14 protein-coding genes are annotated in these 18573 nt (G+C 72.5%); 4 read left to right on the top strand and 10 right to left on the bottom strand.

Annotated elements, in window-relative coordinates; genetic code table 11:
• The 4 genes from IE178_RS26020 to IE178_RS26005 all read right to left on the bottom strand — a co-directional run bounded on the left by IE178_RS26020 (position 1) and on the right by IE178_RS26005 (position 6310).
• Entirely contained in the window at positions 1-1950 is a 1950-nt protein-coding gene (locus tag IE178_RS26020) for an ABC transporter permease (protein ID WP_193513988.1), read from the bottom strand.
• Positions 1950-3143, bottom strand: coding sequence for a quaternary amine ABC transporter ATP-binding protein (locus IE178_RS26015; RefSeq protein ID WP_193513987.1), 1194 nt, complete (start codon positions 3141-3143; stop codon positions 1950-1952). Before IE178_RS26015 ends, IE178_RS26020 begins: the two co-directional genes overlap by 1 nt.
• Complete coding sequence (locus IE178_RS26010) at positions 3143-4696, bottom strand: GMC family oxidoreductase (protein WP_193513986.1); 1554 nt, start codon at positions 4694-4696, stop codon at positions 3143-3145. The genes IE178_RS26015 and IE178_RS26010 overlap by 1 nt, the downstream gene beginning before the upstream one ends.
• 93 nt (positions 4697-4789) lie before the next feature.
• Positions 4790-6310: an aldehyde dehydrogenase family protein gene (locus IE178_RS26005; RefSeq protein WP_193513985.1), complete on the bottom strand. Its 1521-nt coding sequence runs from the start codon at positions 6308-6310 to the stop codon at positions 4790-4792.
• Between the two features lie 225 nt (positions 6311-6535).
• Between IE178_RS26005 and IE178_RS26000 the strand changes: the two genes are divergently transcribed.
• Positions 6536-7438, top strand: a complete 903-nt coding sequence (locus IE178_RS26000; RefSeq protein WP_193513984.1) for a bifunctional helix-turn-helix transcriptional regulator/GNAT family N-acetyltransferase — start codon at positions 6536-6538, stop codon at positions 7436-7438.
• Between the two features lie 78 nt (positions 7439-7516).
• Here the strand turns inward: IE178_RS26000 and IE178_RS25995 are convergent, their stop codons facing one another.
• The 4 genes from IE178_RS25995 to IE178_RS25980 all read right to left on the bottom strand — a co-directional run bounded on the left by IE178_RS25995 (position 7517) and on the right by IE178_RS25980 (position 12202).
• Positions 7517-8506 carry a malate dehydrogenase gene (locus tag IE178_RS25995; protein WP_184761094.1) on the bottom strand — a complete coding sequence of 330 codons (990 nt, stop codon included), beginning with the start codon at positions 8504-8506 and terminating at the stop codon, positions 7517-7519.
• 499 nt (positions 8507-9005) lie between these two features.
• Positions 9006-10196 (bottom strand): helix-turn-helix domain-containing protein, encoded by a 1191-nt coding sequence (locus tag IE178_RS25990; RefSeq protein ID WP_193513983.1) that lies wholly within the window; start codon positions 10194-10196, stop codon positions 9006-9008.
• Between the two features lie 664 nt (positions 10197-10860).
• Positions 10861-11358, bottom strand: a complete 498-nt coding sequence (locus IE178_RS25985) for a DUF3017 domain-containing protein (RefSeq protein ID WP_184761092.1) — start codon at positions 11356-11358, stop codon at positions 10861-10863.
• Positions 11348-12202 carry a bifunctional methylenetetrahydrofolate dehydrogenase/methenyltetrahydrofolate cyclohydrolase gene (locus IE178_RS25980; RefSeq protein WP_184761091.1) on the bottom strand — a complete coding sequence of 285 codons (855 nt, stop codon included), beginning with the start codon at positions 12200-12202 and terminating at the stop codon, positions 11348-11350. Before IE178_RS25980 ends, IE178_RS25985 begins: the two co-directional genes overlap by 11 nt.
• A gap of 293 nt (positions 12203-12495) precedes the next feature.
• On the opposite strand from IE178_RS25980, the gene IE178_RS25975 reads away from it, so the two are divergent.
• From IE178_RS25975 to IE178_RS25965, 3 genes are all read left to right on the top strand, one after another.
• Entirely contained in the window at positions 12496-13086 is a 591-nt protein-coding gene (locus IE178_RS25975; protein ID WP_184761090.1) for a hypothetical protein, read from the top strand.
• A 400-nt stretch (positions 13087-13486) separates the two neighbouring features.
• A complete protein-coding gene (locus tag IE178_RS25970) occupies positions 13487-15271 on the top strand; it encodes a serine/threonine-protein kinase (RefSeq protein WP_193513982.1) in 1785 nt (594 codons plus the stop codon).
• Between the two features lie 148 nt (positions 15272-15419).
• Complete coding sequence (locus IE178_RS25965; RefSeq protein WP_184761088.1) at positions 15420-16169, top strand: ALF repeat-containing protein; 750 nt, start codon at positions 15420-15422, stop codon at positions 16167-16169.
• Positions 16170-16217: 48 nt separating this feature from the next.
• Here IE178_RS25965 and purH read toward each other — a convergent pair whose 3' ends face one another.
• Both purH and purN read right to left on the bottom strand, forming a co-directional pair.
• On the bottom strand, positions 16218-17780 hold the full coding sequence (gene purH, locus IE178_RS25960) for a bifunctional phosphoribosylaminoimidazolecarboxamide formyltransferase/IMP cyclohydrolase (RefSeq protein WP_193513981.1): 1563 nt from the start codon (positions 17778-17780) through the stop codon (positions 16218-16220).
• Positions 17777-18415, bottom strand: a complete 639-nt coding sequence (purN, locus tag IE178_RS25955; protein WP_184761086.1) for a phosphoribosylglycinamide formyltransferase — start codon at positions 18413-18415, stop codon at positions 17777-17779. Before purN ends, purH begins: the two co-directional genes overlap by 4 nt.
• Positions 18416-18573 lie beyond the last annotated feature (158 nt).

Here is an 18573-nt window from a genome sequence, read left to right as displayed (position 1 = left end):
TCACGCTCCCTTCGTCGCACGGCGTTCGGTCGGCTGTGTCACCCGGTCGAGCATCAGGCCCAGGCAGACGATCGCGGCCCCGGCCACCAGGCCGGTCGCCAGGTCGCCCTGGGCGAGTCCGAAGACGACGTCGTAGCCGAGCGCGCCACCGCCGACCAGGCCGCCGATGATGACGACGGCGAGGACCAGGACCACGCCCTGATTGACGGCGAGCAGCAGGGCCGGGCGGGCCAGCGGAAGCTGGACCTGGCGCAACTGCTGGGCGCCGCTCGCGCCGAGCGAGCGGGCCGATTCCAGGGCGGCCGGGTCCACCTGGCGCAGGCCCTGGGTGGTGATGCGGACGACGGCCGGCAGCGCGTAGACGACCGCGGCGGCGACGGCCGGGGCACGGCCGACGCCGAACAGGGCGACGACCGGGATCAGGTACACGAACTGCGGCATCGTCTGGAACACGTCCAGGACCGGCCGCAGCAGCCGTTCGAAGCGGTCGCTGCGGGCGGCCGCGATCCCGGTCGCGAAGCCGATGACGAGGGTGACGGCGACGGCGGCGAGGACCTGCGACAGCGTGTCCAGGGACGGCTTCCACACGCCGAGCACCCCGATCGCGGCCATGGCGAGGACGGCGGTGAGCGCGGTGCGCCAGGTGCCGATCGGCCAGGCCAGGGCGGCGACGATCAGGAGCACCGCCCACCAGGGCAGCCACTGCAGGCCGTCCCGGAGCGGGTCGAGGACCCAGGTGGTGAAGTGGCCCGCCCAGTCGGCGGTGCCGCCGATGACGGGGACGCCCGAGTAGAGGTGGGCGGTCATCCAGTCGACGGCCCGGTTGACCGGCTCGGCGATGCCCACGACCCACCCGTCGGGCCACTCCAGGCGGCCCGCGAGACGTCCGGCGACCGCGACGGCCACGGCGGCGGCGAGCGCGTACGCCCCCAGCGCGCGGGCGTTCGGCGCGGGCGGCTGCCCGAGCCGCGCTCCGGCCGCGCCGGTCACCCGGTCGAGGACGACGGCGAGCAGCACGATGGGGATGCCGGCGGCGAGCGCGGCGCCCACGTCGACCGAGGCCAGCGCCTGGTAGACGCGGTCGCCGAGACCGCCGGCGCCGATCACGGAGGCGATGACGGCCATGGACAGCGCCATCATGATCGTCTGGTTGAGGCCGAGGAGCAGTTCCTTGCGGGCCAGCGGGAGACGGGCGGTCAGCAGGCGCTGACGGGCGGTGGCCCCGAGCGACTCGACCGCCTCCAGCACCTCCTTGTCGGCGCCCCGCAGACCGAGCGCGGTGAGGCGGGCCATGGGCGGGGCGGCGTAGACGACGGTGGCCAGGACGGCCGCCGGGACGCCGATGCCGAAGACCAGGACGACGGGCAGGAGGTAGGCGAAGGCCGGGAGCACCTGCATGGTGTCGAGGACCGGGCGCAGGGCGCGGTTCATCCGGTCGGACAGTCCGGCGGCGAGCCCCAGCAGGGTGCCGACGACGACGGACGCGGCGACCGCCACGGCCATCAGGGCGAGCGTCTGCATGGTCGGCACCCACATGCCGAGCAGTCCGCAGGCGACGAACGCGGCGGCGGTTGCGAGAGCGAGCCCGGCACCCGCGACACGCCAGGCGACCAGGCCGGCGACGGCGGTCACCCCCGCCCAGCCGACGGCGAGGAGGGCGAGGTAGACGGCGCGTACGGCGATGACGACGGCGTTGCTGACGTGGCCGAAGAAGTACAGGAACAGCGGGTGGCTGTCGCGGTTGTCGATGATCCAGTCGCTGGCGTCGCCGAGGGGTCGGGAGAGGTCGATGGTGAGGGCGTCGGGCCAGGTGCCGTCGGTCCAGCGGGTGGCGGCCAGGGGGACCAGGACGGCGGCGGCCACCGCGAGCACGACGAGCTTGCGCGCGGTTCGGCTGGTCAGGATGCCCGGCGGCGGGGCCTTCGGGGTCGTGGCTGTGAGCGTCGCCATCACACCGGCTCCTCGCTGGTGGTGGCGGTGGGGGGTGCCGGCTCGCGGCGCTCGGCCGCCGTAGCCGCCGCCACCCGTGCCGCCCCGGCGGCACGGCTGCCCGCGGCTACGGCGGGTGGGGCGGCTACGCCGCCTGCCACCACGTCCAGCAACGCGGTCGAGTCGACCACGCCCAGGCAGCGTCCCTGGTCCAGGACGCGGGCCGGGGTGCCGGCGCGGGCCACCGCCTCGATGGCCTCGGAGACCGTGGCGTCGGGGCGGACGGCCGGGCCCGTGGCGGCCTCCTCGGCGGAGGCGGCGGGGCGCATGGCCGTGCGGACGGTCATGACCTGCTCGCGCGGGACGTCCCGGACGAACGCGCGGACGTAGTCGTCGGCGGGCGAACCCACGATCTCCTCGGGCGTGCCGAGCTGGACCACGCGCCCGTCGCGCATCAGGGCGATCCGGTCGCCGAGCTTCAGCGCCTCGCCGAGGTCATGGGTGATGAAGACCATCGTGCGGCCCTCCTCGCGGTGCAGCCGGATCACCTCCTCCTGCATGTCGCGCCGGATGAGCGGGTCGAGCGCGCTGAACGGCTCGTCGAAGAGGAGCACTTCGGGGTCGACGGCCAGCGCGCGGGCCAGTCCGACGCGCTGCCGCTGGCCGCCGGAGAGCTGGGCGGGCCTGCGCTGCTCCAGGCCCTCCAGGCCGACCTTGGCGACGACCTCGGCGGCCCGCTCACGGCGTTCCGCCCGGCGCATGCCCTGGATCTCCAGACCGTAGGCGACGTTGTCGAGGACGGTGCGGTGCGGCAGCAGGCCGAAGTGCTGGAAGACCATGGCGGCGCGATGCCGGCGCAGCGTGCGCAGCCGTGCCTTGTCCATGGCGCGGACGTCCTCGCCGTCGATGGCGATGGTGCCCGCCGTCGGCTCGATCAGCCGGGTCAGACAGCGCACCAGGGTGGACTTGCCGGAGCCGGACAGGCCCATGACGACGAAGACCTCGCCCTTGCGCACGTCGAAGGAGACGTCCCGGACGGCGGCCGTGCAGCCGGTGCGGGAGCGCAGCTCGGCCGGGTCGAGGGCGGTGAGTTCGGGGTCGCCGGGTACGCGGCCGGCCTTCGGGCCGAAGACCTTCCACAGCCCGTCCACGCAGAAGACGGGGGCGGCGGGGGTGTCGCCTGCGGTGCCGGTGGACGGGGTGACGGTACTCATCACGCGTCACCACCGATCAGGTCGACGGCGCGCTCCCCGACCATGAGGACCCCGATCATCGGGTTCACGGCGGTCATGGTCGGGAAGACGGAGGCGTCCGCGATCCGGATGCCCTCCAGGCCGCGGATCCGCAACTCGGGGTCGACGACGGCCAGTTCGTCGTTGGCGGCACCCATCCTGCAGGTGCCGGCCGGGTGGTAGACGGTGTGCGCGACCTTACGGGCGTACTCGCCGAGCTCCTCGTCGCCGGTGATGTCCGGGCCGGGGGCCACCTCGCGCTTGAGCCAGCCGGCCAGCGGTTCGGTCGCCGCGATCCGGCGGGCGATGCGGATGCCGTCGACGAGGGTCCGGCCGTCGTAGTCGTCCTCGTCGGTGAAGTAGCGGAAGTCGAGGGCCGGCTTCACGGACGGGTCGGCGCTGGTCAGGTACAGCCGGCCGCGGCTCTTCGGCTTGGGGATGTTCGGGGTCATGGAGACGCCGAACTCCGGGCGCCGGTAGCCCAGTCGCTCCGGGTTGTCCGTGAAGGGGATCTGGTAGAAGTGGAACATCAGGTCGGGACCCGGGTGTCCGGGGTCGCGGCGTACGAACAGGCCGGCGTCGGAGTCCATCGCGGAGTTCTGCGGGATGGGTCCGTTCGTCTCCCAGACGATCACCGACTCGGGGTGGTCGAGCAGGTTCTCGCCGACGCCGGGAAGATCGTGCGTCACGGGTATGCCGAGCGCCTCCAGGTCGGCCTTCGGGCCGATGCCGGAGTGCAGCAGCAGCCGGGGCGAGTCGACGGCGCCGGCGCACAGCACCACCTCGCCCCGGGCACGGACGAGGATCTCCTCGCCGTCCTTGGTGCGCACGTGGACGCCCTCGGCGCGGGTGCCGTTCAGCTCCAGCCGGTACGCCCAGGTCTCCAGCAGGATCGTCAGGTTGGGGCGGTCGTCCATCACCGGGTGGAGGTACGCCACCGACGCCGACGAGCGCTTGTTGTTCTCCGGGTGGTAGGCGAGGTCGAAGAAGCCGACGCCGTCGTGGAACGGCTTGCTGTTGAAGCCCTCCACGCGCGGCACGTCCAAGGCGGCCTGCGCGGAGTCGACGAAGTCGCGGGCGATGGCGTTCCGGTCCTTCTCGTCGACCGGGACGATGTTGTTCTTGAGGCGGGCGTAGTACGCCTCCATCTGCACCGCGCCCCAGCCCTTGGCGCCGGCCCGCTCCCATTCGTCCCAGTCGGACGGCAGCGGCTTGAACGCGATGAGCGTGTTGTGCGAGGAGCAGCCGCCGAGCACCCGGGCGCGGCTGTGCCGGATGTGCGAATTGCCGCGCGGCTGCTCGGTGGTGGGGTAGTCGTAGTCGAGCTCGCCGCCGAGCAGGCCCATCCAGCGGCGCAGGGTCAGCACGTCGTCGCGGCCGACGTCGCTGGGGCCGCCCTCGATGACGGCGACGGTGACGTCCGGGTTCTCGGTCAGCCGGGAGGCGATGACGGAACCTGCGGTGCCGCCGCCTATGACGACGTAGTCGTATGTGGGGGCGTGATCCTGCGCGTTTTCGTGGGTGTGATCCGGCATCGGGGTGGTACTCCTCCGGGGACTCGGGACAGGTGGGTGGACGGCGACGTCGGGAGAGGGCGGCGCGTGGGCCCGTCCGGCGGTCGCGGCGGCTCAGCCCGCGAACCAGCGCACCGGCCTGGGCGCCAGGTTCTGGTAGACGTGCTTGGTCTCGCGGTACTCGGCGAGTCCGGCCGGGCCGAGCTCGCGGCCCACTCCGCTCCTGCCGAAGCCGCCCCACTCCGCCTGCGGGAGGTAGGGGTGGAAGTCGTTGATCCATACGGTGCCGTGGCGCAGCCGTCCGGCCACCCGGCGGGCGCGCCCCGCGTCGGCGGTCCATACGGCGCCGGCCAGCCCGTACTCGGTGTCGTTGGCGAGGGTGACGGCCTCGTCCTCGGTGCGGAAGGTCTCGACGGTGAGGACCGGCCCGAAGACCTCCTCGCGCACGACCCGCATCTCGCGGTGGCAGCGGTCCAGGACGGTCGGCTCGTAGAAGTAGCCGGCCTCGGGGCGCTCCGCGCAGGGCGCGGGCCGCTTGCCGCCGGAGCGCAGCACCGCGCCCTCCTTGAGCGCGGACTCGACGTACGCCTCGACCTTCGCCCGCTGCTGCTCGGAGACCAGCGGCCCGCACTCGACGCCGTCCGCGGTGCCCCGGCCGAGCCTGATCCTCCCGGCGCGGCGGGCGAGTTCGGTGACGAAGCGGTCGCGGACCGACTCCTCGACGATCAGCCGCGCGCCCGCCGAGCAGACCTGGCCGCTGTGGATGAAGGCCGCGTTGAGGGCCTGGTCGACGGCGGTGTCGAAGCCCTCCTCGGTGGCGCAGGCGTCGGCGAAGACGACGTTGGGGTTCTTGCCGCCGAGTTCGAGGGCGACCTTCTTCACGCTCGGGGCGGCGGCCTGGGCGACCTTGGTGCCGCTGGCCAGGCCGCCGGTGAAGGAGACCAGGTCGACGTCGGGGTGCTCGGCGAGCCGGGCGCCGACGGTGTGACCGGGCCCGGTGACGATGTTGGCGACCCCGGTGGGCAGCCCGGCCTCGGTCAGCAGCTCGATGAGCGCGACGGTGGTGAGCGGGGTGATCTCGCTGGGTTTGATCACGAAGGTGTTGCCGGCCGCGAGGGCGGGGGCGATCTTCCAGCTGGCCTGGAGCAGCGGGTAGTTCCAGGGCGTGATCATCGCGCAGACGCCGACCGGCTCGTGCACGACCACGCTGTGGATGTCGGGCGAGCCCGCGTCGACGACCCGTCCGGGGGCCTCCCCGGCGACCAGGTCGGCGAAGTAGCGGAAGGCGTCGGCGACGCAGTCGATGTCGACGCGCCCCTCCTCGACGGTCTTGCCCGCGTCCCGGCTCTCCAGCAGACCGAGCGTCTCCCGGTCCCGTACGAGCAGGTCGGCGACGCGGCGCAGCAGGGCGGCCCGCTCGGCGACGGGCGTGTGCGGCCACGGGCCCGCGTCGAAGGCGCGCCGGGCGGCGGCCACCGCGAGGTCGGTGTCCTTCTCGTCGCCCTCGGCGACCACGGCGAACGGCAGGGCGTCCGCGGGGTCGAGGATCTCGCGCGTGGCCCCCGAGACGGCCGCGCGCCACTCGCCCCCGGCGTGGATGGTGTCGCGCGCCCGACGTTCTGTGCTGTCCGCCATGATCGGTTACTGCCTTCCGTTCCTGTTCGGCGCCCGTGCGTCACACGGGTGTGACCCACGGGACCGGGTGCGCCTGCCCTTCGCCCCCGAATGCATGCGCGATCCACGGCCGAAAGTGCGCCGGCTCACGGAACATGAGGGCGAATGGGAGAAATGGCTTGCGTTCCGTGGTGCGGCAGGGCCACCTCCGGTCCCCCCGCGATCCTTTGACTAAGGTCAAAGACCATGGAGTCGGTGTCGACGGAGCAGGTGGCGGACTTCCGCCGGTTCCATCGCTACTTCACGCGCCGGATCGGCGCCCTCAACGACCACTACCTCGGCCAGGACCGGCCGCTCGGCGAGGCCCGGCTGCTGTTCGAGATCGCGGAGCACGACGGCCCGGACGGGGTCCTGCTGCGCGAGCTGAGGAGCCGGCTCGGTCTGGACGCCGGGTATCTGAGCCGGATGACGAAGACGCTCGAACGGCAGGGCATGGTCCGGCTGAGCGTGCACCCGCACGACAGCCGGCTGCGCACGGTCCGGCTGACCCCGGCCGGGCGCGTCGAGGTCACCGAGCAGAACCGCCGGGCCGACTCGCTCGCCGCCGGGGTGCTGGCGGGGCTGGACACCGGCCGGCGGGCGCGGCTCTGCGAGGCGATGGCCACCGTCCGGCGCCTGCTGCGGCTGGCGGCGATCACCGTCGAGCACGTCGACGGTCACGCCCCGGACGCCCGCGCCTGCCTGGACGCCTACGCCGACGAGCTCGACGTCCGCTTCCCCGAGGGCTTCGACCGGACGGACCTGGTGGGCCCGGACGAGGTGTCGGGGGAGGCGGGCGCGTTCTTCGTGGCGTACGAGGAGGGCCGCCCGGTGGGCTGCGGGGCGCTGCGGCGGCAGGCGGCCGGGACCGGCGAGATCCGGCACGTCTGGGTGCACCCCGACGCCCGGCGGCTGGGTCTGGCGCGCCGCGTCCTCGACGCGCTGGAGGTGGAGGCGCTGCGCCGCGACTGGACCGTCGTACGACTGGACACGCACGCGGCGCTCACCGAGGCGCAGGCGATGTACCGGGCGTGCGGCTACACCGAGATCCCGGCCTACGCCGAGCACGTCTACGCCGACCACTGGTTCGAGAAGCGCCTGGGCCGCTGAACGCGCCCGACGCGCTGAACGCGGCGGGCCCCGCACCGGCACAACCGGTACGGGGCCCGTGGCCCGAAGCGGGTCGGATCAGATGAGGCCGAGGCCGCGGACCGCCTCGCGCTCCTCCTCGAGCTCCTTGACGGAGGCGTCGATGCGGGCGCGGGAGAACTCGTTGATCTCCAGGCCCTGGACGATCTCGTACTTCCCGTCCTTGACGGTGACCGGGAAGGAGGAGATCAGGCCCTCCGGGACGCCGTAGGAGCCGTCGGACGGGATGCCCATGGAAGCCCAGTCGCCGTCGGCGGTGCCGTTGACCCAGGTGTGGACGTGGTCGATGGCGGCGTTGGCGGCGGAGGCGGCCGACGAGGCGCCACGGGCCTCGATGATCGCGGCACCGCGCTTGGCGACGGTCGGGATGAAGTCCTCGGCCAGCCACTTCTCGTCGTTCACGACCTCGGCGGCGTTCTTGCCGGCGACGGTGGCGTGGAAGATGTCCGGGTACTGGGTGGCGGAGTGGTTGCCCCAGATCGTCAGCTTCTTGATCTCGGAGACCGGGACGCCGGTCTTCTTCGACAGCTGGGTCAGGGCGCGGTTGTGGTCCAGGCGGGTCATGGCGGTGAACCGCTCGGCGGGTACGTCCGGCGCGGCGGCCTGGGCGATCAGGGCGTTGGTGTTGGCCGGGTTGCCGACGACCAGGACCCGGATGTCGTCCGCGGCGTGGGCGTTGATGGCCTGGCCCTGCGGCTTGAAGATGCCGCCGTTGGCCTCGAGGAGGTCACCGCGCTCCATGCCCTTGGTGCGCGGGCGGGCGCCCACGAGGAGGGCGACGTTGGCACCGTCGAAGGCCACGTTCGGGTCGTCCGTGATGTCGATGCCCTGCAGGAGCGGGAACGCGCAGTCGTCCAGCTCCATGGCCGTGCCCTCGGCGGCCTTCAGCGCCGGGGTGATCTCCAGCAGGCGCAGCTTGACCGGCACGTCCGCGCCGAGCAGCTGACCGGAGGCGATGCGGAAGAGCAGGGCGTAACCGATCTGGCCGGCCGCGCCGGTGACGGTGACGTTCACGGGAGTGCGAGTCATGGCGTTCTCCGTATGACAGCTGGCGGTGGGGCGGTCCCTGCCCCGGGTTGCGGGATCCCGCCGCGATGATCGATCACCGTTTTGAATGATCGATCTCTTGGCGTCAAGAGAGATCCAGCGGTCAGGCTATCGCGCATCCACGATCGTCGACGTCCGGGCTCCCTGTGGCCCGTCCCACAGAGTGTGACCGTCCGGGTACCCGGCCCCCGTGAGGGGTACAGGACGGGCGGCGTGGGGCACGGGAAGGCGGCCGCTCCGTCCGGGAGAGGTGGGGACGAGGCGACCGCCGTCGGGGACCGATCGCGCCGGACTCCCGTGGGGGTACTTGTCGCGTGCCCGCCTTTCGGCGCCGCATGCGCGTCCCCACGAATCCCCCACATGCGTACGTCCGTATGGGCCCATGCGGGTGGGGTCGCGTCGCTTCCGGAACTTCCGGAGCGGCACGGACGGGTCCGACCGGAACGGGGCGCCTCGGGAAGCACCCCGGGCGCCTGCTCCCTCACTCCGACTCCGTGCAGCCCTTCTCGCCGGAGGCGGCCAGGACCGCGCAGGCCTCCACCTCCGTCGCCTCACCGACCGGCACCATCGGCGTGTACGTGACCGTGTCGCCGGCCGCGGTGATGGTGTCGCTCTGCTTCGACGTGCCCGCGGTGATCTCGACCGTGTCCCCCTGCGCGGCCTGGGTGATGCGCCCCCATGCCGCGGCGCAGACCTCGCTGTAGCGGATCTCCACGGTGGCGGCGCCGACCGTCGCGGTCCGCGTCGTGGTCACCAGGTCGCCGCTGCACCCCATGACCTCCGCGTCCTTGCCGTTGCAGCTGTCACCGCTGCACTTCACCCCCGGGGGCAGGTTCGCGTCGGTGGTGGCGGTGGGCGACGGGGACTTCCGGGCGTCGTCCCTGTTCTTGTCGTTCTCGGTCCCGGTGACGTAGAACGCGGCGGCGATCAGCACCAGCGCCCCCACCGCTCCGGCGATGAACGTCGACGTCCGCCGCTTGCCGCCGGAGCGGCCGGGACCACCGCCCGAGCGGCCGGGACCGGCCGGTCCCGGGGGCGGTGCGCCGTACTCCCCCGGCACGGGTCCTCCCCCGGCGGGCGGGGCGACCGCGGAACCGGGGCCACGACGGCCCGCCTGCGGCGACCCTGCGGATCCGGTGACCCCCCAGGAGTTCGCCCCCGACGAGCCGCCCCACCCGCCGCCGTCCCGCACGTCGCCGGAGGCATCACGCACGTCCGAGGCGGTCGGCTGCGGCGGCACGGTCGGCGCGACACCGGCCGGTCCGGCGACGCCCGGACGGACCGCGGCTCCACCGTTGCGGGACCTGCCGCCCGTACCCGCCGAGGGCCCGGCGAGCTCGCTGAGCGCGGCACGCGCCTGCGAGATCCGGATCGCCTCCATCGTCATGTCGTGACGCATCTCCGAGCGGCTCCAGGCACGCTCGGCGAGCTCCCACATGGTCGTGAGGTGCATCGGGTTGGTCCCGGTGACCTCGGCCAGGGCCACGATCGCGCCCTTGGGCGCGAGCAGCCGGCCGTTCAGATACCGCTCCCAGGACGTCTTGCTGTAGCCCGTGCGGTCGGAGACCGACGCGACGCTCAGGCCACTGCGGTCCACGACCCGCCTGAGCTGGCTCGTGAACTCTCTGATCTGCGGATCGAGTTCATCCGGCAAGGCCTTCCAACGAGGCATTGCTTCCCCCCTCTTCCCCCCGGTTCGTGCTGGTTCTTCCCTCGCGCATGGTGCCCTCTGCCGAGTCCCCGTTCTGGCTACCCACAGGGATGCTGCCAGGCGGGGTCCCAGTTCCCGGGGTGGGGGCGCACAGGAGCATCAGGGCTGCGGGCGTGCACCCTCGCACGCCTCATCGCTTGCGGCCCAGTGTCCCATCGGTCACCCCCTCGACCGAACGGAACCCGGAGCAAGCGAACAGGGCGTCCCGGGCCGCCCCAATTGTTCACGCTAGCCCTGTAGTACCACCACTTCGTCGTACTTCCGCGAACTTGTCAATACATCGACACAGACCGACCACATGGACGATTACTTGGGCACCGGACGGCACTCCCGCCTCACGGCTGACACATCGCGAGGCTGTACGGGGATTCCGTGGGACGTAGCGGAACGGTCACTTCCGTGCCACAGCGGCCGGGCAGCCGTTGAACAGGCGCTTCGCCGTGCAGGAGTGTTGATCCCGGCGGCGGCCCGTCCTCTCACGGGGGTGTGGACGGGCCGCCGTTCGCCGGGTCCGCCGTTCGCGGCGTCCACCCATCGCGGGCGGTCCACCCTTCGCGGGCGGTCCACCCTTCGCGGGCGGTCCACCGTTCGCGAGCGGTCCGCCGTTCGCGGCGATCGCTTCCGGCTAGGCGCTGACCGTGAAGTGCAGCGTGTCCTTCAGGAACGGGATCTCCAGCCACGGATGCGGCTGCACCATCAGCGCCAGCAGCGCGATCGCCAGGCCCAGCCCGCCGTAGGTGACGATGTCCGTGAAGCGGGAGCGGACCGCGAGCATGCCGACGTCCGGCACGAGCCAGCGCAGCACGGCCCCGGCCAGCAGGGCCACGCCGATCAGCAGCGTGCCGAGCCGGAACAGATCCAGCGCGGTCAGCAGCAGCCCCAGTCCGACCGTGAGCAGCACGGCGAGGATCGGCCACTGGCGGGCGGGCGCGGGGGCGTCACCGGACGCCGCCCTGCCGCCGCCCTCGGGGCGCGCGGTGTCCCTGGTGAACAGCGGGAACCGGCGGGTGGTGCGCCGCGGCACGCCCTCGGCGTCGGGCGCGCTGACGGGATCGCGGACCGTGAGGTCCTCGTCCCGTTCCCGCGCCCCGGCGGCGTCCGGGGAGTTCCGCTCAGCCGACACTGCGCTCCGCCGCCTCGACCACGTTGACCAGCAGCTGGGCCCGGGTCATCGGGCCGACACCGCCGGGGTTCGGGGCGACCCAGCCGGCCACCTCGGCCACGCCCGGGTGGACGTCGCCCACGATCTTGCCCTCGGCGCTGCGGGAGACGCCGACGTCGAGGACGGCCGCGCCCGGCTTGACGTCCTCGGGACGGATCAGGTGGGCCGAACCGGCGGCGGCGACGATGATGTCCGCGCGCCTGAGGTGGGCCGACAGATCGCGGGTGCCGGTGTGGCACTGGGTCACGGTGGCGTTCTCGCTGCGCCGGGTCAGCAGCAGCGGCATCGGGCGGCCGATGGTCACGCCGCGGCCGACGACCACGACCTCGGCGCCCTTGATCTCCACGCCGTGGCGGCGCAGCAGGGTGATGATGCCGTTCGGGGTGCAGGGCAGCGGGGCGGGCTCGTTGAGGACGAGGCGGCCGAGGTTCATCGGGTGCAGACCGTCGGCGTCCTTCTCCGGGTCCATCAGTTCGAGGATGCGGTTCTCGTCGATGCCCTTGGGCAGCGGCAGCTGGACGATGTAGCCGGTGCAGGCGGGGTCCTCGTTCAGCTCCCGGACGACTGCCTCGATCTCCTCCTGCGTGGCGCTGCCCCGCAGTTCGCGCTGGATGGAGGCGATGCCCACCTGGGCACAGTCACGGTGCTTTCCGGCGACGTATTTCTGGCTGCCGGGGTCCTCCCCCACGAGGATCGTGCCGAGGCCGGGCGTGACGCCCTTCTCCTTCAGCGCCGCCACGCGGGCGGTCAGATCGGTCTTGATCTCTGCTGCGGTGGCCTTGCCATCGAGAATCTGGGCGGTCATGGCCCCATCCTCGCGGATGACCGGGCCCCGGTTCCAATCCGCCCGCATTCCGGGCGACCGCGGCGCCCGCCGCCACAGCCGATCCTCTTCCCCCGCATCCGGCCAAGATCGGTGATGTTGCACTTGCACAACACATACGGCGTACGGCTGGACAAGCAACAGAACGGTAAAGAACGATGAGCGGCACAGTGCCGCGGGCAGAACCGGGGGGACGGACCGCATCTGTAGAACTTCCTCCGCGCCGTGCCTCGCGTCGTCCCCGCACCTGAAGCACAAACGGAGGAAGAACCGCCATGAGTTTCGGCGACCCGAACAACCCTTACGGGCAGCCGCCCCAGCAGCCCCCGGCCGGACCCGGCTACGGCTACCCCCAGCAGCCCGGCGCCCCGCAGCAGGGCTACGGCTACCCCGCGGCCCCGCCGGTGTCCCAGCCGTACGGCGGCGGTTACGTCCCCACCCAGATGCCGGGCCTCACCCGCGCCGCGCAGATCCTGCTCGCCGTGATCGCCGTGGCCCACGTCATCATCGCGGGCGCGTACGTCAAGGCGCTGTCCGAGTGGGACGAGACGATGCTGGAGGCCGGCATCACCGGGGACGCCGAGGCCGAGCGCTACGCCGACCTGGGCAAGGGCGTCGTCGTCTTCTTCCTGGGCCTGGCCGCCGTCTTCGCGATACTCGGCCTGGTGCTGCTGCTGCAGTACGCCAAGGGCGGCAACGGCGTCCGTGTCTGCTCCATCGTGTACGCCTCGTTCGCGATCGTCAGCGGCATCTTCTCGCTGGCGCTCTACGGCCTGGGACTGCTCATCATGATCGTGTCGGTCCTGGTGATCATCTTCGCGGCGAAGCGGACCAGCGCCGAGTGGTTCAGGCGACCGCGGTACTGACAGCCCGCCCCCGGGACTCGGCGTACCGCACCGAAGCGTCGCCGCTTCACCAAGGCGTCCCTTACCCCCTCCCCCGTTGGACTGGGGAAAGTCGACCCCGAGACATCGGGGGAGGGGGGACGACTCCCCCGTACAGCGTCGTTGTCGTGCCGCCGTCGTACGAAGCGCCGCGGCCGGCCTGCCCGGCGGCACACGGTGACCGGCGGGACCACGACGAGGAGACCACGAGCGGGAGCTGAAGATCGCGCAGGGCCGGGCCGCGGGACCTCGTCAGAGGGATCGCGGCCCGCACTCGTCCGTGACTCCGGGCCACTCCCCCGCCCGCGAGACGGTAACCTCCCGTCAGCCGGAGTGACACACCGTCACTTTATGGACGTAAGGACAGTCGGGGGACTCATTCATGACAGACCAGCGGCCCGGGCCGCCGTACCCGTCGGCGTCCGGCGAAGCCGCCGTGCGGCAAGCCGGTGCCGCACCGCTGCAGCCCGGGGATCCCGCGAGGATCGGGCCGTACGTGCCGCTCGGGCGGCTCGGGAGCGGCGGTATGGGCCGGGTCTATCTGGCCCGGCCCGCCGACGACCGCCCGGGACTCGCCGCGGTGAAGGTGATCCGGCCCGAGTACGCGGAGGATCCCGAGTTCCGGCGGCGGTTCGAGCGGGAGGCCGCCGTCCACGGCCGGGTCCGGGGGCCGTACGCGCCGCGGCTGCTCGGCACCGGGTTCGCGGACTCGCTGCTGTGGATGGCCACGCAGTACCTCCCCGGCCTCAACCTCGCCGACGCCGTCCGCGGCTGCGGCACGCTGGACGCGACCGGGGTGTGGTGGCTCGTCGGCGAGCTCGGGCAGGCCCTGTCGGCGTTGTCCGACGCCGGGATCATCCACCGGGATCTCAAACCGTCCAACGTGATCCTCACGCTGCACGGCGTCCAGGTCATCGACTTCGGTATCTCGCGGGCGGTGGACAGCAGCGCGATCACCACGACCGGTGCGCGGGTCGGCACGCCCGCCTACATGTCCCCCGAGTACCTGCGCGAGGGCCGCTGCGACGCCGCCTCCGACGTGTTCTCGCTCGCCGGCACACTCGTCTACGCCGCCACCGGGAACGCGCCGTTCGGCGACGGGACCGGCGTGGACGTGATGCACCGCGTCGCGTTCGAGGAGCCGAACCCGGAGGTCATGGCGGCACTCGCCGCCGCCGACGACGGATTGACCGCGTTGCTGTCCGCCTGTCTCGCCAAGGACCCCGTCGGCCGGCCCACGCCGCGGCAGCTGGTGGAGGCGGCCACGGCGGCGGGGCAGTGCCGCGGCGTCCCCACCTGGCAGGAGCCGCTGGGCGCCCGCCTGCTGACCCGGCAGCAGGCGTACGGCGCGCTGGAGAACGTCTCCGCCGGACGGGCCGGCCCCTCACGGACGCCGACCGAGCGGGTCGCCGCGCCCGTTCCCGGCCCCGGGTCCGTTCCCGGGTCCGGGTCCGGGTTCGGACCGGCGACGCCACCGGGCGCGTACGGGGCTCCGACGGTGACCGAGCGCGGGCACCGGTGGTGGCGCAAGCCCTACTTCGCCGTCGCCACGGGTCTCGCCGTGTGCGCCGTGGCGGTCGGCGCCTATCTGCTCACCCGCCCGCCGCTCGACCGCGTGCCCTCCGCCTCCCCCGCGGCGTCCGGCGGCAGCACCGCCGACGACGACGCCGCCTCGCTGCTGCCGGTTCCGTCCGCCTCGCCGTCCGGCGGCGCGGCGGAGCAGGAGAAGCAGGGTGAGGACGAGGACGGCAAGGCGGAGGAGGAGGGCGCCGACGCGAAGCCCCGTGAGGCGGCCGGGGGTTCGGGTGGTGGTGCGGGCGACGGGGACGACGATCCGGGCACCGCCGGTTCATCGGGCGGCGAAGGCCGTCCACCGGCCCCCACCCCCACCGAGTCGGCGACCAGGACCGCCACTCCGCCCTGGAACTCCCAGTGCACGTACTACTCCGGTAGCCGGCTCACCGTCTACGGCGACAGCGGCAAACGCGTGGTCCAGGTGCAGTGCATGCTCACCGAGCGGGGGTACGGCGTCGGCCGTTCGGGCGTCGACGGCCAGTTCGGCAAGGACACCATGTCGGCGGTCAGGCGGTTCCAGAGCGACCAGGGGCTGGACGTCGACGGCGACGTGGGCGCCAAGACCTGGGCGGCGCTGCGCGGTCCCACGTGACCTCGACGGTCCGCACCGGCAAGGAAGCGGCGTCGGATCTGCCCGGATCCGGCAGTGATCTCCGACCCGGGGAAGTGAAAGGATGTTCGAAGCGGCGACCGCCTCGGCCGCCGCCGTGAAAACCCCTACTCACAAGGCAGGTTCACGTATGAGACTGTCCCGCGGTGCACTGCTGGTCGCCACCACGGCTCTGGCACCCGCCCTCCTTCTCACCACCCCCGCCTTCGCGACGGAGACGGCCCCGACGTCCGTCACCGTGCCGGCGGCATCGGGCACGGAGGACCCCGGCACGCCGGTGGACGAGATGTCGGAGGAGGAGCTCCGCTTCGCCATCGCCCGCGTCCTGGCCGATCCGGACTCCGGCAAGGGCGTCACCCGGGAGGCCAACGAAGCCCTCGACGGCACGGTGGAGGACATGCGCGCCTTCCTGAAGACCGGCTACCGCCTCGCGCAGTTCGAGGACGACCTCGTCGCCATCACCACGATCCTCGCCAAGCCCTACGCCGGTAAGCGCGTCACCCGGGAAATCAACGCGATCCTCGACGCACCCACCCCGGAGACCGCCCGCGCCTTCCTCGAAACCGGCTACCGCCTCGCCCAGTTCGAGGACGACCGCGTCGCCATCACCACAATCCTCGCCAAGCCCTACGCCGGTAAGCGCGTCACCCGGGAAATCAACGCGATCCTCGACGCACCCACCCCGGAGACCGCCCGCGCCTTCCTCGAAACCGGCTACCGCCTCGCGCAGGCCGAGGACGACCGCGTCGCCGTCGCGCGGCTGCTGGCCGACCCCGCTATCAGCGACGCGCTCCGCGCGGCGGCCGAGGAGGTCATCGACGGTACGCCCGAGGAACTGCGGTACTTCCTGGAGGTCGGCCGGTACGAGGTCGACGCCTAGGGGATCGTGCGTCCGGCCGCCCGCGCGGGCGGCCGGACGCACGGGCCGTCAGTGGAAGAAGTGACGGGTTCCCGTGAAGTACATCGTCACGCCCGCCTTCTTCGCGGCCTCGACGACCAGTTCGTCGCGGACCGAACCGCCGGGCTGGACCACGGCCTTCACACCGGCCTCGGTGAGGATCTCCAGGCCGTCGGGGAAGGGGAAGAACGCGTCGGAGGCGGCGTAGGAACCGGCCGCGCGCTCGGCGCCCGCCCGCTCCACCGCCAGCTTCGCGGAGTCGACGCGGTTGACCTGACCCATGCCGACGCCGACGGAGGCGCCGTCCTTGGCGAGCAGGATCGCGTTGGACTTCACCGCGCGGCAGGCCTTCCAGGCGAAGGCGAGATCGGCCAGCTCCGCCTCGGAGAGGGCCTCGCCGGTGGCCAGGGTCCAGGTGGCCGGGTCGTCGCCCTCGGCCTGGAGGCGGTCGGTGACCTGGAGGAGGGCACCGCCGTCGATCGGCTTCACCTCGACCGGGGCGGCCGGGGCCTCGGGAGCGCGCAGGACGCGGATGTTCTTCTTCTTGGTGAGGGCTTCGAGCGCGCCCTCCTCGTAGTCCGGCGCGACGATGACCTCGGTGAAGATCTCAGCGACCTGCTCGGCCATCTCCTTGGACACCGGGCGGTTCACCGCGATCACGCCGCCGAACGCCGACAGCGGGTCACAGGCGTGCGCCTTGCGGTGCGCCTCGGCGACGTCCGCGCCGACGGCGATACCGCACGGGTTGGCGTGCTTGATGATCGCCACGGCCGGGGCGTCGTGGTCGTAGGCGGCACGCAGGGCGGCGTCCGTGTCCGTGTAGTTGTTGTACGACATCTCCTTGCCGTGCAGCTGCTCCGCCTCCGCGAGGCCGCCGGTGCCCGAGACGTACAGCGCGGCGGGCTGGTGCGGGTTCTCGCCGTAGCGCAGGGTGCTCTTGCGCTCCCAGGTGGCGCCGAGGAAGTCGGGGAACCGCGACTCGTCGACGGGGGCGTACTCGGAGGCGAACCAGGAGGCGACGGCGACGTCGTACGCGGCCGTGTGCTGGAAGGCCTCGGCGGCGAGCCGCTTGCGGGTGGCGAGGTCGAAGCCGCCGTCCTCGACCGCGGCGAGGACGTCGCCGTAGCGGGCGGGGCTGGTGACGACCGCGACGGAGGGGTGATTCTTGGCGGCGGCGCGCACCATGGACGGGCCACCGATGTCGATCTGCTCCACGCACTCGTCGGGCGTGGCGCCGGAGGCGACGGTCTCGCGGAACGGGTAGAGGTTGACGACGACGAGGTCGAAGGGCTCCACGCCCAGCTCGGCGAGCTGCCGCTGGTGGTCCTCCAGGCGCAGGTCGGCGAGGATGCCGGCGTGGACCTTCGGGTGCAGGGTCTTGACGCGGCCGTCCAGGCACTCGGGGAAGCCGGTGAGCTCCTCGACCTTGGTGACGGGGACGCCCGCGGAGGCGATCCTCGCGGCGGTGGACCCGGTGGAGACGAGCTCCACGCCGGCCTCGTGCAGGCCGCGCGCGAGGTCCTCGAGGCCGGTCTTGTCGTAGACGCTGACGAGCGCCCGTCGGATGGCCCGCTTGTTGCTCTCGGCGGTCACTGGATAACTACCTTTCGTCCCTCAATGCGATAGCCGTTGCGGGCGAGCCGCCCCACGACCTCGACGAGCAGCCTTCGCTCGACTTCCTTGATGCGCTCGTGCAGAGCGCTCTCGTCGTCCTCGTCCCGGACCTCCACCACGCCCTGCGCGATGATCGGCCCGGTGTCGACGCCGTCGTCGACGAAGTGGACGGTGCAGCCGGTGACCTTGGCGCCGTACGCGAGCGCGTCCCGCACACCGTGGGCTCCGGGGAAACTGGGCAGCAGGGCGGGGTGCGTGTTGACGAACCGCCCGCCGAAGCGCGCGAGGAACCGCTTCCCCACGATCTTCATGAATCCGGCGGACACCACGAGGTCCGGCTCGTGGGCGGCGACGGCCTCGGCGAGCGCCGCGTCCCACTCCTCGCGGGTCGGGTGGTCCTTGACCTTGCACACGAAGGTCGGCAGCCCGGCGCGCTCGGCGCGGGCCAGCCCCTCGATGCCCTCGCGGTCCGCGCCGACGGCCACGATCTCGGCTCCGTACGCCTCGGTGCCGGTGGCGGCGATCTCGTCGAGGAGCGCCTGCAGATTGGTGCCGGATCCGGAGACCAGCACGACGAGACGCCTGGCGCGCTCGGCCACGGGCTTGGCGGCCACGGTGGGGCCCTTTCTCGGGGAGCGTCTGTACGATCGGCGGCACAGCGCTTTGTACATTCATACGAATGCTTCGTGCCCCCGGATACGGGGAAGCCTACGAAGCGGCCGACCGTCAGCAACGATACCGGCACACCGGGCGGCCCCCACGGGACGGGGGG

Source organism: Streptomyces griseoloalbus (genome assembly GCA_014650015.1).
Taxonomy (GTDB): Bacteria; Actinomycetota; Actinomycetes; order Streptomycetales; family Streptomycetaceae; genus Streptomyces; species Streptomyces griseoloalbus.
Note: the sequence above shows the minus strand (reverse complement) of the source record. Positions and strands in the feature narration are given on the sequence as shown.